Here is a 13,048-nt window from a genome sequence, read left to right as displayed (position 1 = left end):
GGAGCCGATATGCGAAACGGGATCCGTTTAATCACCGTGGCGCTCTTTGCGCTTTGCACACAGGCCCAGGCGGACACCGCGTTGGGTGAGATCAACATTCGGCTCTACGGCAATATTGTCGATTTTACCTGCGTCGCTGAAGGCAGCGACAGCGACAAGACCGTCACGCTGGGGACCTGGCCCACCAAACAGCTCAGCACCACCGGGAGCCGCACGCAGCCCATGCCGTTTACGCTGAAGCTGACCGGCTGTCCGCCGGGCTCGGCGTCCATCACGTTTTCGGGTAAAGCCGACGGGAGCAATAGCGGCCTGCTGGCGCTGAATGACGCCAGTACTGCAAGTCGTGTCGCGGTAGAGATCAGGGATGCGGATAAAACGCGCCTGGCTCTCCAGCAGGCCAGCCAGCCGGTCTCGGTTGATGCACAGGGGAATGCGATACTGTCGTTTTATGCCAATTATATTGCCACCGCAGATAACCCTCAGCCCGGACGAGCCGATGCGGATGCCACCTTTATGATTAACTATAATTAGCACTGACCGCACTCCCTGCAGCTCAGATAAGCTGCAGGGAGTGAATTCAGGTTAAAGCAGTTCGTGCGCTTTGGCGTAATCAATTAATTCCACGATGCTTTGCACACCCAGCTTGGAATAAATATTGGATTTATGCGCGCTAATGGTTTTGTTGCTTAATAGTAGCTGTTCAGCAATTTCCTTATTGGATAATCCATTCGCCAGATATCGTAATACCGTGACCTCGCGATTCGATAATGGCATATCTACTGCCATCCCTTTCCCTGAACCCAAATGGTTTATAAAGTTCAGCGTTTCTGACGGGAAAAAGGAATAGCCCATCAGGATCATTTCTACGGCGTTGTAGATCTCACCCAAATCTTTACGCTTACTGACGAAGCCATTTGCCCCGGCGCGAATGGCGCGACCCGCGTAAAATAACTCTGATTTAGACGAGAGAAACAGAACCTTAATGTCTTTGTTTAAGTTTCTGATTCTCTTAAGCAAAGCGAAAGCATCCGTGCCCGTGAGTTCAATGTCAAGGATCACCAGATCGATAGGGTGATTGCGGATACAGTCAAGAACTTCATGGCTATCGCCAGACTTGAGCTTGACTGTGATATTCTTATTTTTCTGTAGCAGGACTTCTATCGACATTCTGACGATAGGATGTTCGTCCATAATGATAACGGATGCCGGTTTCATTTTTAATGCCTCAGATTGTTAAAAGCGTTATGCAGAGTTTGTAAAACTCTCGAAATGCCGGAAGGATATAATGTGCAGATCCCTATACCGTAGTATTTCCCTGGAAAGAGCGAAAGCATCCTTGTTTACGTAATGAAAAGAACTATGCCTCAGCGCGGTCATCTCATTAGGCTGGTGTTGGCAAAAAGGTTTTTCTTATTCAGATTTGATACGCATCTTATTATACAGGGTAAGTTTTTTCCGAAAACCCTGTAAATTAATATCCGCTTATGGGTTTGTATTATCTTCTGGATCTGAATCGCTATTTTTTTAAATTTAGCGGAAATATCCTGTTATCTCATTTACCGCATATTTTCATCTTTATGTAATAACAAAAAATAACAGATATCTCTTTATGTTGATTAATTGTTAACGAAAATACCCATCATTTAGGGGGACTAACCCACGCTGATGAGCTCAACAATTGCCCTCGCAGGCCGCCAGTCCTTCATCTGAAAGCGCGCTGGTTGATTAGAAGGTCCGCATCTCCTGCACAGGAGAACATGCTATCCGCTTTGCTTTTTCCTCCCGGACGTTGTCGCTAAGCTGCTTGTTTTTACATCATTATCATCTTGTTAACGCTATCTGCATTCACTTAACGGATGGAGTAAAGTGCTGCCGTTTGTTCATTCTGTGGCATTTCACAATGTTCGCGTCCTTAAATTAGGAATAGTTATAAATTCGATTTAATTGTTAAAAATTAACATTTATGCAACGCAAGTGGTAAGTAAATTCCTAAACAGCTTTAGGAAATAAGGGGTTAGGACGTGAGTGAAAATGTGCAGTCTGAGAGGTTATTAAGAAGATGCAGTAATTCCTGACGATGGCTCAGCCCGAGCTTCACCAGGATGCAGCTGAGACGATAGATAATACGGCTATAGGGACGATTCTGCATAAGGGCAATCTGACGTAATGTCTTGCCCCGGGAAAGCTCCTGCAGGATGGGCCATTCGTTGCGCGAAAACCAGTCTTTCTCCGTACCCTGCGGAGGGAGGGTATCCAGCAGGCTCTGCTGGAGCGCAGCGGCATTCAGCTGGCGTTCGAGAACATGAAAGGGACCTGCCGCTTTGCAGAAGAGGCGGGTGTCGTAATTATCGGCCCTGACCAACAGCCAGGGCGTCAGGAACGGAGGAAACAGACTATGCCGTCTCAACTGATCCAGTTTCTCCAGAAGCCCCGTGGACCGGCTTTCAATATCCACGACCAGACGGGCTGAGGGCCACTGCGTCTGAGCGATGAGGGCATCGTCCAGCGTGGCGTAGTCGCAGCAGCTGCTCAGGGGAAATTGCCCGTTGAGAAAACCGGTGCGCAGGTAGTGATCCTCAGTCACCAGAAGGATAAAAGGGGCGTCTGTTTTGCGGGGCTGGCTGATGGACTGGCTCAAGAATTCGAGCCGGTCGAAAAAGGGGGGAGCAAAAGGTGAGCGCGTAAATCCCAGTGCATCACTTCCTGTACGCCGCCGCCGGTAACGGCGCACTGTCATTCGCATGGTCTCCCTCCTGGAAATGGCTTTCTAATCCTCCGGCCATGTCCAGGACGGCCAGTAATACCCCTGGCCGAGATCTGCGCCTGCCTGCAGTGCACAGGTACGATCGCGTTCAGTCTCAATACCTTCAATAAGCACTTTCCCGGCAAGCTGAAAGCAAAGGGAAACCAGTTGCCTCAACTCAGGGGTGTCGCGTAAACGCCAGAATGCTTCCTTATCTATTTTGATGCCGTTTAACGGGAGTCGAAAGGATAAAAACGACTGCACTAAGACGTCATCGATGTCGTCCAGCCAGATTGCGTGCCCTCGTCTGCTCAACTGATGGAGATTCTGAACCACGAACTGCTTCTGTGCGACGGAAAGCGCCAAAATGGACGCGGGGTCGACAAACTCAATATTGAGCGGCACGCAGGATAATCTTATAAGTCGCTGAAAAGACGTGGGCTCTGTCAGAACGGTTATCGGCAGATTAATAAAAAGGTTATGACCGTGCGGCGTATTTTTTAACGCAGCAAGCTGCGCTTCAAGCAGCGTTATCGACCAGTCTGCGGACCGATCGCAAAAAAAGTCCTCACTGTGCCGCGTGTCGGCCAGAACGCTAAGGACCTCGACGCCAACCTGACGTAAGGAGGTAAGGGCGACGATGGGCTCAAGCTTAATGCCGACGATGTCCTGAGATATGTACTGTAACCGGGGGGGCGTATCGATCAGGTTTTGCGCTGTCACTCCATTGTCCTGTTGTCTGTCAGCCTCCAGGCGGCCGGGATACCTGACTCTAGTGTGACGAGCTGACGTTCGGGAAAACAGCAGGCGTTACTTAAATGCAACTAAGCCTTTTCGCAGCGCTAAATTTTACGGTGAAACAGGACAAAATGTTGAGAAAATAGCCGTATTTACAATCGGCTAGCGGTAATTGACTCTGAAAACGGAAAAGGCATTGACTCACCTGCCATTGACCGTATAATTCTTCGCGTTTCACCACCGCGAAGTACACACTTCTCAGTGCGCCCTTAGCTCAGTTGGATAGAGCAACGGCCTTCTAAGCCGTAGGTCGTAGGTTCGAATCCTACAGGGCGTGCCATTTAATTTCATAGAGTTACGCCTCCTTCACATCCTCCTGATTTCCATTGTGGGACATATTTGGGACATCACCCCTAAAACTTACCGGTCATGAAGGACATTTATGTGGTATCTACTCGCAACTTCGCTTGCCGCACTCTCTCTTAATAAAAGCCTGGCTTACCTGATGCTGGGATTAACGGCATTTCTCGGCTGGAAACAGAGTATTCTTGACGCCCCGGCGCTGCTGGTTATTGCATCAATCGTTGTTGGCTGGTCTGTTGTTGAATGGCTACGTAATAAAAATAATAAATACACATATCTGGTCGAAGGCCTGTGCGTGGTCATCGCCGTTGCCCTGGTTATGCATGTGCTCCCGGGCTTCCATAATCCCAAAGTGCTGGATGCTGTCGTCGTTGGTCCGCAAAGCATACCGTTCAGTATGTACTTTAATATGGACAAGGCGGTGGTGCCGTTCTTTTTAATTACGTGCATGCCAACGCTATTCGTAGCAAAACCCCTCTATAAAATTGGCAAGCTCGGCTGGGGAATATTGGTACTTGCGGTACCCGCGCTGTTACTTCTGGCTGTGGCGTTGGGCGGGCTGAGAATTGAGCCACATGCGCCAGAATGGTTCGCGCAATTTGCCCTTGCGAATATTTTCTTCGTCTCTTTGGCCGAGGAAGCTCTGTTCAGAGGCTACCTTCAGCAGCGCTTGTCCCGGATCGTTCATCCTGTTGTAGCGCTGTTGATTGCCTCAGTCATCTTTGGGCTGATGCATTATAGCGGCGGTTTACTGCTGATTATTTTTGCCAGCCTCTCCGGCATTATTTACGGCCTGGCGTGGATGTGGAGCGGCAGGCTCTGGGTTGCAACGTTATTCCATTTTGGGCTGAACGGCGTGCATTTATTGTTCTTCACCTATCCTGCGTATGCCCCTCATGCGGTTATGTGATGCTTTTTAAATGAGTAGCCTTATAAATTTAGCTACCTCCGGATAAGCATACAAAGCCCCGCAATATCGGGGCTTTTATATCTGCCGGGCGCATGAATAACAGATTTACCTTCGCGTCATAATAAATAGAAGGCTAATTAATTTATTATAGGCAGGCTTAAGGTTTTCTTAATCTAATAATTATCTCTCATTAAAATTTGGATTTTTATCATTCTAAAATCTGCTAAAAAGAAATTTTACACTTTTACGACTAAACTCGATTGATACTAATTATCATTAGCGTTGTTGTATGCTTTAATCCTGTCCCACAAAGCTATGAGTGGTTACTCCCGTTGGTCTATTAAGGATATGTTCATGAATTCTCGCCTGCTGTCCTGCTTCTCGCTTGCCTTGTTGTCTTCCTCCCTTTTCCTTTCCGCACAAGCGGTTGCCGCCGATAACAACGAAGGTATCGTTGTTTATAACGCGCAGCACGAAAACCTGGTGAAGTCGTGGGTTGACGGTTTTACTAAAGAAACCGGTATTAAAGTCACTCTACGTAATGGTGATGACAGCGAGCTGGGTAACCAGCTGGTGCAGGAGGGCAGCGCGTCGCCGGCAGACGTATTCCTGACGGAGAACTCGCCGTCCATGGTGCTGGTGGATAATGCAAACCTGTTTGCGCCGCTGGATCCAGACACCCTGAAGCAGGTACCGGCGGAATATCGTCCTGCGCACGGCCGCTGGATCGGCATTGCCGCCCGCAGCACGGTATTTGTGTATAACCCGGCAAAACTCAGCGAACAGCAGCTGCCTAAGTCGCTGATGGATCTGGCGAAACCCGAGTGGAAAGGCCGCTGGGCGGCATCTCCTTCAGGCGCGGATTTCCAGGCCATCGTGAGCGCGATGCTGGCCCTGAAGGGCGAGAAGGCCACCCTGGAATGGCTTAAAGCGATGAAAGCCAATTTCGTTGCCTATAAAGGCAACAGCACCGTGATGAAGGCAGTCAATGCCGGCCAGATTGATGGCGGCGTGATTTATCACTACTACCGCTTTGTCGACCAGTCCAAAACCGGTGAAAACAGCAAAAACACTCAGCTCTACTACTTCAAACACCAGGATCCGGGCGCGTTCGTAAGCCTTTCCGGCGGTGGCGTGCTGGCGTCCAGCAAACACAAAGCGCAGGCGCAGGCCTTCATCAAGTACATTACCGGCAAAGAAGGTCAGGAAAGTCTGCGTACCAACAACGCCTTTGAGTATGCAGTGGGCGTGAACGCGGCCTCCAACCCGAAACTGGTTCCGCTGAAAGATCTTGATGCACCGAAAGTTGAACCTTCAACGCTCAACAGTAAAAAAGTTATCGAGCTGATGACGCAAGCCGGTCTGCTGTGATCCTGAGAGTGAAGTGAACGTCTTATGTCTGGTCTGAGTCTCGACATCGGAAAAAACAGAGTGCAGGAGCCTGTCCGCAGGCGTCCTGCACTGCCGATGGTTGCGTTAGCTGTGTTGTTTTCATTAATGGCGCTTCTGCCTTTGGGTTTTATCATTGCCATTGGCATTGAGACCGGCTGGGAAACCATTAAGGCGCTGGTGTTTCGCCCGCGTGTGGCTGAGCTGCTCGGCAACACGCTGTGGCTGACGGCCCTGGCGGTTCCGCTGTGTATCGTGACGGGCGTGGTGATAGCCTGGCTCACAGAGCGCACGCAGCTTGCCGGACGGGGCATCTGGTCCGCGCTGGCGGTCGCTCCGCTGGCCATTCCGGCGTTTGTGCAAAGCTATGCCTGGGTGAGCGTTGTCCCGTCCATGCATGGGCTTTCCGCGGGCGTGTTCCTCTCGGTTCTTGCGTACTATCCGTTTATCTATATGCCGGTTGCGGCGGTGCTGCGTCGCCTTGATCCGACGCTTGAAGATGTCGCCGCGTCGCTCGGCACGCCGCCGTGGAAGGTCTTTTTCCGTGTGGTGCTGCCCCAGCTCAAGCTGGCTATCTGCGGCGGCGCGCTGCTGGTGGCGCTGCACCTGCTGGCGGAATATGGCCTGTACGTGATGATCCGCTTTGATACCTTCACCACGGCCATTTATGACCAGTTTCAGTCTACCTTCAGCGGCCCGGCGGCAAACATGCTGGCGGGCGTGCTGGCCTTGTGCTGCCTGGCTATATTAATGCTGGAAGGCGTGACGCGTGGAAAAGCCCGCTACGCGCGAATTGGCGCCGGGGCCGCGCGCGAGCAGAAACGCTGGCCGCTGAAGCCTGCGGCGGCCGCGCTGGGTCAGCTGTTTTTCATCGTGCTGATCGTGCTGGCGCTGGGCGTGCCGTTAATTGTTCTATGTCGCTGGGTTTGGCTCGGCGGCGCGCAAAACTGGATGAGTGCCGATCTCTGGCACTCCCTGCGCCAGACGCTGATGCTCGGCGTGGGCGGCGCACTTCTCACGACCGTGTGCGTGATCCCCATCGCGTGGCTCGGTATCCGCTATCCACACCGCATCTTCCGGATGCTGGAAGGGTGCATCTATATCACCAGTTCGCTGCCGGGCATAGTCACGGCGCTGGCGCTGGTCACCGTCACTATTCATTACGCCCGTCCCATTTACCAGACGGAAATTACCCTGTTCCTGGCCTACCTGCTGATGTTTATGCCCCGTGCGCTCATCAACCTGCGGGCGGGGATTGCTCAGGCGCCGGTTGAGCTGGAAAACGTGGCGCGCAGCCTGGGCAGCACGCCCGCGAAGGCGCTCTGGAGCGTCACGATGCGGCTGGCCGCGCCGGGTGCGGCAGCGGGGGCCGCGCTGGTTTTCCTCGGCGTCAGCAACGAGTTGACCGCCACGCTGCTGCTCTCTCCGCTGGGCACGCGCACGCTCTCCACCGGATTCTGGGCGCTAACCAGTGAAATTGACTATGTTGCCGCCGCCCCTTACGCGATGCTGATGATCCTGATTTCACTCCCGCTGACCGCCATTCTCTATATGCAGTCGAAGAAAATTGCAGGGCTATGACATGCTTGAATTAACCGCCATTTCTAAATCGTTTTCTGATGTGCAGGTGCTCGACAGCTTAAACCTGAGCGTTGCGCCGGGCAGCAGGACGGCGATTGTCGGGCCGTCCGGGTCGGGTAAAACCACGCTGCTGCGTATTCTTGCCGGCTTTGAAACGCCCGACACGGGGCGCATTGTCATGCAGGGGAGAACGCTGTTTGATGAAAACAACTTTGTTCCCGCCCACCTGCGCCGGATCGGTTTTGTACCTCAGGAAGGGGCGCTTTTCCCTCACCTCAATGTGGCAGACAACATTGCCTGGGGGCTGGACGGTACCCGCCACGAGAAGCGCCAGCGCGTTGAGGCGCTGATGGAGATGGTCTCTCTGGACAGGCAGCTCGCAACGCACTGGCCCCATGAGATTTCCGGCGGACAGCAGCAGCGCGTGGCGCTTGCCCGTGCGCTGGCCAAGCGTCCTTCACTGATGCTGCTGGATGAACCTTTCTCGGCGCTGGACACCGGCCTGCGCGCCATGACCCGTAAAGCCACGGCCGATCTGCTGGCCGAAGCGGGCGTGGCCTCGATTCTGGTCACCCACGATCAGAACGAAGCGTTGTCCTTTGCCACGCAGGTCGCGGTCATGCGCTCCGGGCGCTTCACGCAGGTCGGGACGCCTTATGAGGTGTACACCCGTCCGGTTGACGAAGAGACGGCGCTGTTTCTTGGCGATGCGCTGATCCTGCCTGCGCAGCTCACCGCGGGCTACGCCCTGTGCGCCCTGGGTGAGGTGCCCACGGACAACGCGCAGGCTACAGGGCAGGGCAGAGTGATGCTGCGCCCGGAACAGCTGAGCGTGACGGCATGTGCCTCCCATGAAAGCCCAATCTCGATTCTTGATGTGGACTTCACCGGCCAGCTGTCGACGCTCACCCTTGGGCTCGCCGGGCAGCACGAGCCCGTGACCCTGAAGACCGTCAGCCAGCCTGGATGGAACCCTGGCACGGCGGTACGCATTGATATTGCTGGCACCGCGCGTGTATTCGAATATTCTTAATATTCGTTAGTAATTTCATGCAACGGGTTGTTATAAAAGATTTTTCCCGAACGTATGGCATTCTCTGAGATTCTCTACCATGCTCATAAAACCTCACCGCAATGCGTGAGGTTTTTCGTAGTTGCTGATTAATCTCAAGGAAAAAGGTTATGAAAAAGACGACTGCTATTTTGTTGGGAACGGCGTTACTGTTTACAACCAATGCTTTTGCTGCACAGCTACTCACTAAAAGCGAGTTCAAAAAAGTTGCATCTCAATATAAAAAAATCGGTACGGTAAACACCTCGAATGAAGTATCGGTGGATGATGCAAAAAAAGAACTGATTGAGAAAGCCGATAAGAAAGGCGCGGATGTCCTGGTGCTCACTTCAGGGAACACCAACAATAAAATTCACGGTACGGCCAATATCTACAAGAAAAAATAACGTCATTGCAGCCACCCCGAAACGGGGTGGTTGTTCACCCTCTTTTCTCGCCATACCTCCTCATGAACGCGGTTACACTTGCTAATGCATTTATAATGCGTATAGTTCTCATTTGCATTTCAGCAAACACATTCTAAGGCCCGACAACGGGTCATTTTTGCGCGCACTTTCAAATGAGTTAACGATGAACAACACCAACATACACAAAACGCTGCTGGCGCTCGCCGTTGGCGCAATAACACATTCCGCCTTCGCGGCTGACGATCAAAAAGAAGATACCCTCATCGTGCAGGCTAAGCCTGCCAGCGAGTTCAAACCCGGCGGCGACCAGCTGGTACCGGCCTTCCTTGATGGACAGGTGGCGAACGGCGGACGCATGGGAATGCTGGGCCAGCAGAACGCCATGGACGTGCCGTTCAACATCATCAGCTACACCTCAAAGCTGGTGGAAGATCAGCAGGCGAAAACCATTGCTGACGTGGTCGCTAACGACGCGGGCGTGCAGTTCGTTCAGGGGTATGGCAACAGCGCGGAAACCTACCGCATCCGCGGCCTGAAGTTTGACGGTGACGACATGACCTTTGGCGGTCTGTCCGGCGTGCTGCCGCGGCAGGTAGTAGATACCCAGATGGTCGATCGCATCGAGATCTTCAAAGGGGCCAACTCGCTGATGAACGGCGCGGCGAGCTCCGGCGTGGGCGGGATGATCAACCTTGAGCCTAAACACGCGGGCGAACTCCCGCAGGCGAAAGTGGGCATCGACTATACCTCTGATTCCCAGATTGGCACCACGCTGGATGCGGGCCGTCGCTACGGTGACAGCGACCAGTTTGGCGCGCGGGTGAACCTGGTCCATCGCGAAGGGGAAACCGGCATACCGAATGACCGCCGCCGCACCACGCTGCTCTCTACCGGCCTGGATTACAGCGGTGACCGCTTCCGCACCTCGCTGGATCTCGGCTATCAGAAGAAAACCTTCCACGGCAGCCCGACCAGCGTCAATATCTCCGCGGTGGATTTCGTACCCGAGCCGCCGAAAAACGATCGCAACTTCTCTCAGAAGTGGGCCTACAGCGACATCGAAAACGAGTTCGGGATGTGGCGCAGCGAGTACGACATCACCGACGGCTGGACCGCCTACACCGGCCTGGGCGCGCAGCACGCGCACGAGGAAGGGATCTACAGCGCGCCGAAGCTGGTCGATAAAAGCGGTAAGGCAACGGTCAGCCGTCTTGATACCAACCGCATCAGTGATTCCGTCAGCGGCATGGCGGGCATTCGCGGTAACTTTGATACCGGTTTTATCTCGCACAAGGTCAATGTCGGCTATTCGGCGATGACCAAAAACGAAAAAATCGCGTGGAAAATGTCGGCTGCGAAGGATAACCCGACCACCAACATCTACCACAATACCGGCGTCGATATGCCGGACAGCAGCAACTTCAACGGCTCCGGCGGAAAGTACAGCGACCCGCTGACCAGCGGACGCACGCGCACACAGGGCTGGCTGCTGAGCGATACGCTGGGCGTACTGGACGACAAACTGCTGTTCACCGCAGGCGCCCGCCACCAGAAGGTGGTCATTCGCGGGTATAACAAAATTACCGGTGCGGAAAACGCGGCGGATGGCTTCGACGGCAGCCGCTGGATGCCAACCTACGGCGTGGTCTACAAGCCGTGGGAGACGCTTTCCCTCTATGCCAACCATACCGAAGCGCTGCAGCCGGGCAAAACCGCGCCTAATACCGCCACCAACTACGGCCAGAGCACCGGTATCGTTCACTCTAAGCAGAATGAAGTGGGCGTGAAGGCGGACTTTGGCCGCGTAGGCGGCTCGCTTGCGCTGTTCGAAATCAAAATGCCGTCGGCGATCCTCGACGACAGCGGTCACTACGGCCTTGACGCTGAACAGCGTAACCGTGGCGTGGAGCTGAACGTCTTCGGCGAGCCAATGCTGGGGATGCGCCTGAACGCCAGCGCTACCTGGCTGCAGGCTGAGCTAACCAAAACCAAAAACGGCGTAAATCAGGGTAACGATGCGATCGGTATTCCGAACTTTTACGCCGTGCTGGGCGCAGAGTACGACATTAAGCCGATTGACGGCCTGACTGCCACCGCCCGCGTGAATCACTCCGGCGCGCAATATGCTGACCTTGCAAACACCAAAAAGCTGGACAGCTACACCACGCTGGATCTGGGGATGCGCTATCGCTTCGCGGTGAACCACAATGCAAACCAGATGACCGTGCGCGCGGGTATCGACAACGTGACCAATGAAAACTACTGGTCCAGCGTGGACGATTCCGGTACCTATATTACGCAGGGCGAACCGCGCACCTTTAAGGTCTCGGTTGGCTACGAATTCTAAGCGTTCCATCTCGTTATCCGGGGCAGGGATGCCCCAATCCCTTGCTACCTCCAGCATGAAGTGTTAAAACGTGCCCCTTCTAAAAAAGAGACAGGGGTAGGACGTGAAAGACGCGTCATCCGCTTCAGGCCATGGTAGCGCCGAAGCCTCGTCGGATCAGAATCCGACGCTGCAACGTGGGTTGCAAAATCGACATATTCAGTTAATTGCCCTTGGCGGCGCGATCGGTACCGGGCTGTTTCTCGGCATCGGCCCCGCTATTCAGATGGCTGGCCCGGCGGTGCTGCTGGGTTACGGTATCGCCGGGATTATCGCCTTCCTGATCATGCGCCAGCTTGGCGAGATGGTTGTTGAAGAGCCGGTTTCAGGCTCCTTCGCGCACTTTGCTTATAAATACTGGGGCCCGTTTGCCGGCTTCCTGTCCGGCTGGAACTACTGGGTAATGTTCGTGCTGGTGGGGATGGCGGAGCTGACCGCCGCAGGCATTTACATGCAGTACTGGCTGCCGGACGTCCCGACGTGGATCTGGGCGGCGGCCTTCTTCATCATTATTAACGCCGTTAACCTCGTCAACGTCCGCCTGTATGGCGAAACCGAATTCTGGTTTGCGCTGATCAAGGTGCTGGCGATTATCGGCATGATCGGCTTTGGCCTGTGGCTGCTGTTCTCTGGCCACGGCGGCGAGCGCGCCACGATCGACAACCTGTGGCAGCACGGCGGCTTCCTCGCCACCGGCTGGAAAGGGCTGATTCTCTCCCTGGCGGTGATCATGTTCTCCTTCGGTGGGCTGGAGCTAATTGGCATTACCGCCGCCGAAGCGCGCGACCCGCATAAAAGCATTCCCAAAGCGGTTAACCAGGTGGTGTATCGGATCCTGCTGTTCTACATCGGCTCGCTGGTGGTGCTGCTGGCGCTCTATCCGTGGGTGGAAGTGAAGTCCGACAGCAGCCCGTTCGTGATGATTTTCCACGATCTGAACAGCAACGTGGTCGCCTCGGCGCTGAACTTCGTCATTCTGGTGGCGTCGCTGTCGGTCTATAACAGCGGCGTTTACTCCAACAGCCGTATGCTGTTTGGCCTCTCCGTACAGGGCAACGCGCCGAAGTTCCTCACCCGCGTCAGCCGTCGCGGCGTGCCGGTGAACTCTTTGTTGCTGTCAGGGGCCATCACCTCGCTGGTGGTGCTGATTAACTATCTGCTGCCGAAAGAGGCCTTTGGCCTGCTGATGGCGCTGGTTGTCGCCACTCTGCTGCTGAACTGGATCATGATTTGTCTGGCGCACCTGCGCTTTCGCGCCGCGATGCGCCGCAAGGGACGCGATACGCAGTTCAAAGCGCTGCTCTATCCGGCGGGGAACTACATCTGTATCGCTTTCCTGGGGCTGATTCTGGTGCTGATGTGCACCATGGATGAGATGCGCCTGTCCGCGATGCTGCTGCCGGTGTGGGTTATATTCCTGTTTGTGGCGTTTAAGCTATCCCGAAAAAAGTGATCTGCT

Annotated in this window: 11 protein-coding genes and 1 tRNA gene; 9 read left to right on the top strand and 3 right to left on the bottom strand. The window is 54.1% G+C overall.

All coding sequences use genetic code 11. The annotated features are described in order from the left end of the window. Positions 1-9: 9 nt before the first annotated feature. Entirely contained in the window at positions 10-531 is a 522-nt protein-coding gene (gene sfmF / locus AC4IBF_RS16295; RefSeq protein ID WP_115874402.1) for a fimbria assembly protein, read from the top strand. 51 nt (positions 532-582) lie between these two features. On the opposite strand, the gene fimZ is transcribed toward sfmF, so the two are convergent. The 3 genes from fimZ to AC4IBF_RS16280 all read right to left on the bottom strand — a co-directional run bounded on the left by fimZ (position 583) and on the right by AC4IBF_RS16280 (position 3,466). Continuing rightward, positions 583-1,215: a fimbria biosynthesis transcriptional regulator FimZ gene (fimZ, locus tag AC4IBF_RS16290; RefSeq protein ID WP_008499339.1), complete on the bottom strand. Its 633-nt coding sequence runs from the start codon at positions 1,213-1,215 to the stop codon at positions 583-585. Positions 1,216-2,014: 799 nt separating this feature from the next. Then, positions 2,015-2,743, bottom strand: coding sequence for a helix-turn-helix transcriptional regulator (locus AC4IBF_RS16285; protein WP_111963361.1), 729 nt, complete (start codon positions 2,741-2,743; stop codon positions 2,015-2,017). Positions 2,744-2,767: 24 nt separating this feature from the next. Next, on the bottom strand, positions 2,768-3,466 hold the full coding sequence (locus tag AC4IBF_RS16280; RefSeq protein WP_133293925.1) for an EAL domain-containing protein: 699 nt from the start codon (positions 3,464-3,466) through the stop codon (positions 2,768-2,770). A 278-nt stretch (positions 3,467-3,744) separates the two neighbouring features. Between AC4IBF_RS16280 and AC4IBF_RS16275 the strand changes: the two genes are divergently transcribed. The 8 genes from AC4IBF_RS16275 to pheP all read left to right on the top strand — a co-directional run bounded on the left by AC4IBF_RS16275 (position 3,745) and on the right by pheP (position 13,042). After that, positions 3,745-3,821: transfer RNA gene (locus tag AC4IBF_RS16275), tRNA-Arg, on the top strand. A gap of 102 nt (positions 3,822-3,923) precedes the next feature. Then, on the top strand, positions 3,924-4,754 hold the full coding sequence (locus AC4IBF_RS16270; RefSeq protein WP_136195308.1) for a CPBP family intramembrane glutamic endopeptidase: 831 nt from the start codon (positions 3,924-3,926) through the stop codon (positions 4,752-4,754). A 354-nt stretch (positions 4,755-5,108) separates the two neighbouring features. Further along, a complete protein-coding gene (locus AC4IBF_RS16265; protein ID WP_133293927.1) occupies positions 5,109-6,125 on the top strand; it encodes an iron ABC transporter substrate-binding protein in 1,017 nt (338 codons plus the stop codon). 24 nt (positions 6,126-6,149) lie between these two features. Beyond that, positions 6,150-7,724: an ABC transporter permease gene (locus AC4IBF_RS16260; RefSeq protein ID WP_168708019.1), complete on the top strand. Its 1,575-nt coding sequence runs from the start codon at positions 6,150-6,152 to the stop codon at positions 7,722-7,724. A gap of 1 nt (position 7,725) precedes the next feature. Further along, the gene (locus AC4IBF_RS16255; protein WP_491462965.1) at positions 7,726-8,757 is read left to right on the top strand and encodes an ABC transporter ATP-binding protein; all 1,032 of its coding nucleotides are present in this window, start codon (positions 7,726-7,728) and stop codon (positions 8,755-8,757) included. 149 nt (positions 8,758-8,906) lie between these two features. Beyond that, complete coding sequence (yahO, locus tag AC4IBF_RS16250; RefSeq protein ID WP_023310654.1) at positions 8,907-9,182, top strand: DUF1471 family periplasmic protein YahO; 276 nt, start codon at positions 8,907-8,909, stop codon at positions 9,180-9,182. A 184-nt stretch (positions 9,183-9,366) separates the two neighbouring features. Then, a complete protein-coding gene (locus AC4IBF_RS16245; protein ID WP_252092611.1) occupies positions 9,367-11,550 on the top strand; it encodes a TonB-dependent receptor in 2,184 nt (727 codons plus the stop codon). Between the two features lie 103 nt (positions 11,551-11,653). Then, on the top strand, positions 11,654-13,042 hold the full coding sequence (gene pheP / locus AC4IBF_RS16240) for a phenylalanine transporter (RefSeq protein WP_491462964.1): 1,389 nt from the start codon (positions 11,654-11,656) through the stop codon (positions 13,040-13,042). Positions 13,043-13,048: the final 6 nt, after the last annotated feature.

It is taken from the genome of Enterobacter sp. Taxon_8, assembly GCF_058354585.1.
Note: the sequence above shows the minus strand (reverse complement) of the source record. Positions and strands in the feature narration are given on the sequence as shown.

Bases quoted from the DNA above. Each gene is read 5' to 3' on its own strand.
- sfmF (WP_115874402.1), top strand. From the start codon at position 10: ATGCGAAACGGGATCCGTTTAATCACCGTGGCGCTCTTTGCGCTTTGC.
- fimZ (WP_008499339.1), bottom strand. From the start codon at position 1,215: ATGAAACCGGCATCCGTTATCATTATGGACGAACATCCTATCGTCAGA.
- AC4IBF_RS16285 (WP_111963361.1), bottom strand. From the start codon at position 2,743: ATGCGAATGACAGTGCGCCGTTACCGGCGGCGGCGTACAGGAAGTGAT.
- AC4IBF_RS16270 (WP_136195308.1), top strand. From the start codon at position 3,924: ATGTGGTATCTACTCGCAACTTCGCTTGCCGCACTCTCTCTTAATAAA.
- AC4IBF_RS16265 (WP_133293927.1), top strand. From the start codon at position 5,109: ATGAATTCTCGCCTGCTGTCCTGCTTCTCGCTTGCCTTGTTGTCTTCC.
- AC4IBF_RS16260 (WP_168708019.1), top strand. From the start codon at position 6,150: ATGTCTGGTCTGAGTCTCGACATCGGAAAAAACAGAGTGCAGGAGCCT.
- AC4IBF_RS16255 (WP_491462965.1), top strand. From the start codon at position 7,726: ATGCTTGAATTAACCGCCATTTCTAAATCGTTTTCTGATGTGCAGGTG.
- yahO (WP_023310654.1), top strand. From the start codon at position 8,907: ATGAAAAAGACGACTGCTATTTTGTTGGGAACGGCGTTACTGTTTACA.
- AC4IBF_RS16245 (WP_252092611.1), top strand. From the start codon at position 9,367: ATGAACAACACCAACATACACAAAACGCTGCTGGCGCTCGCCGTTGGC.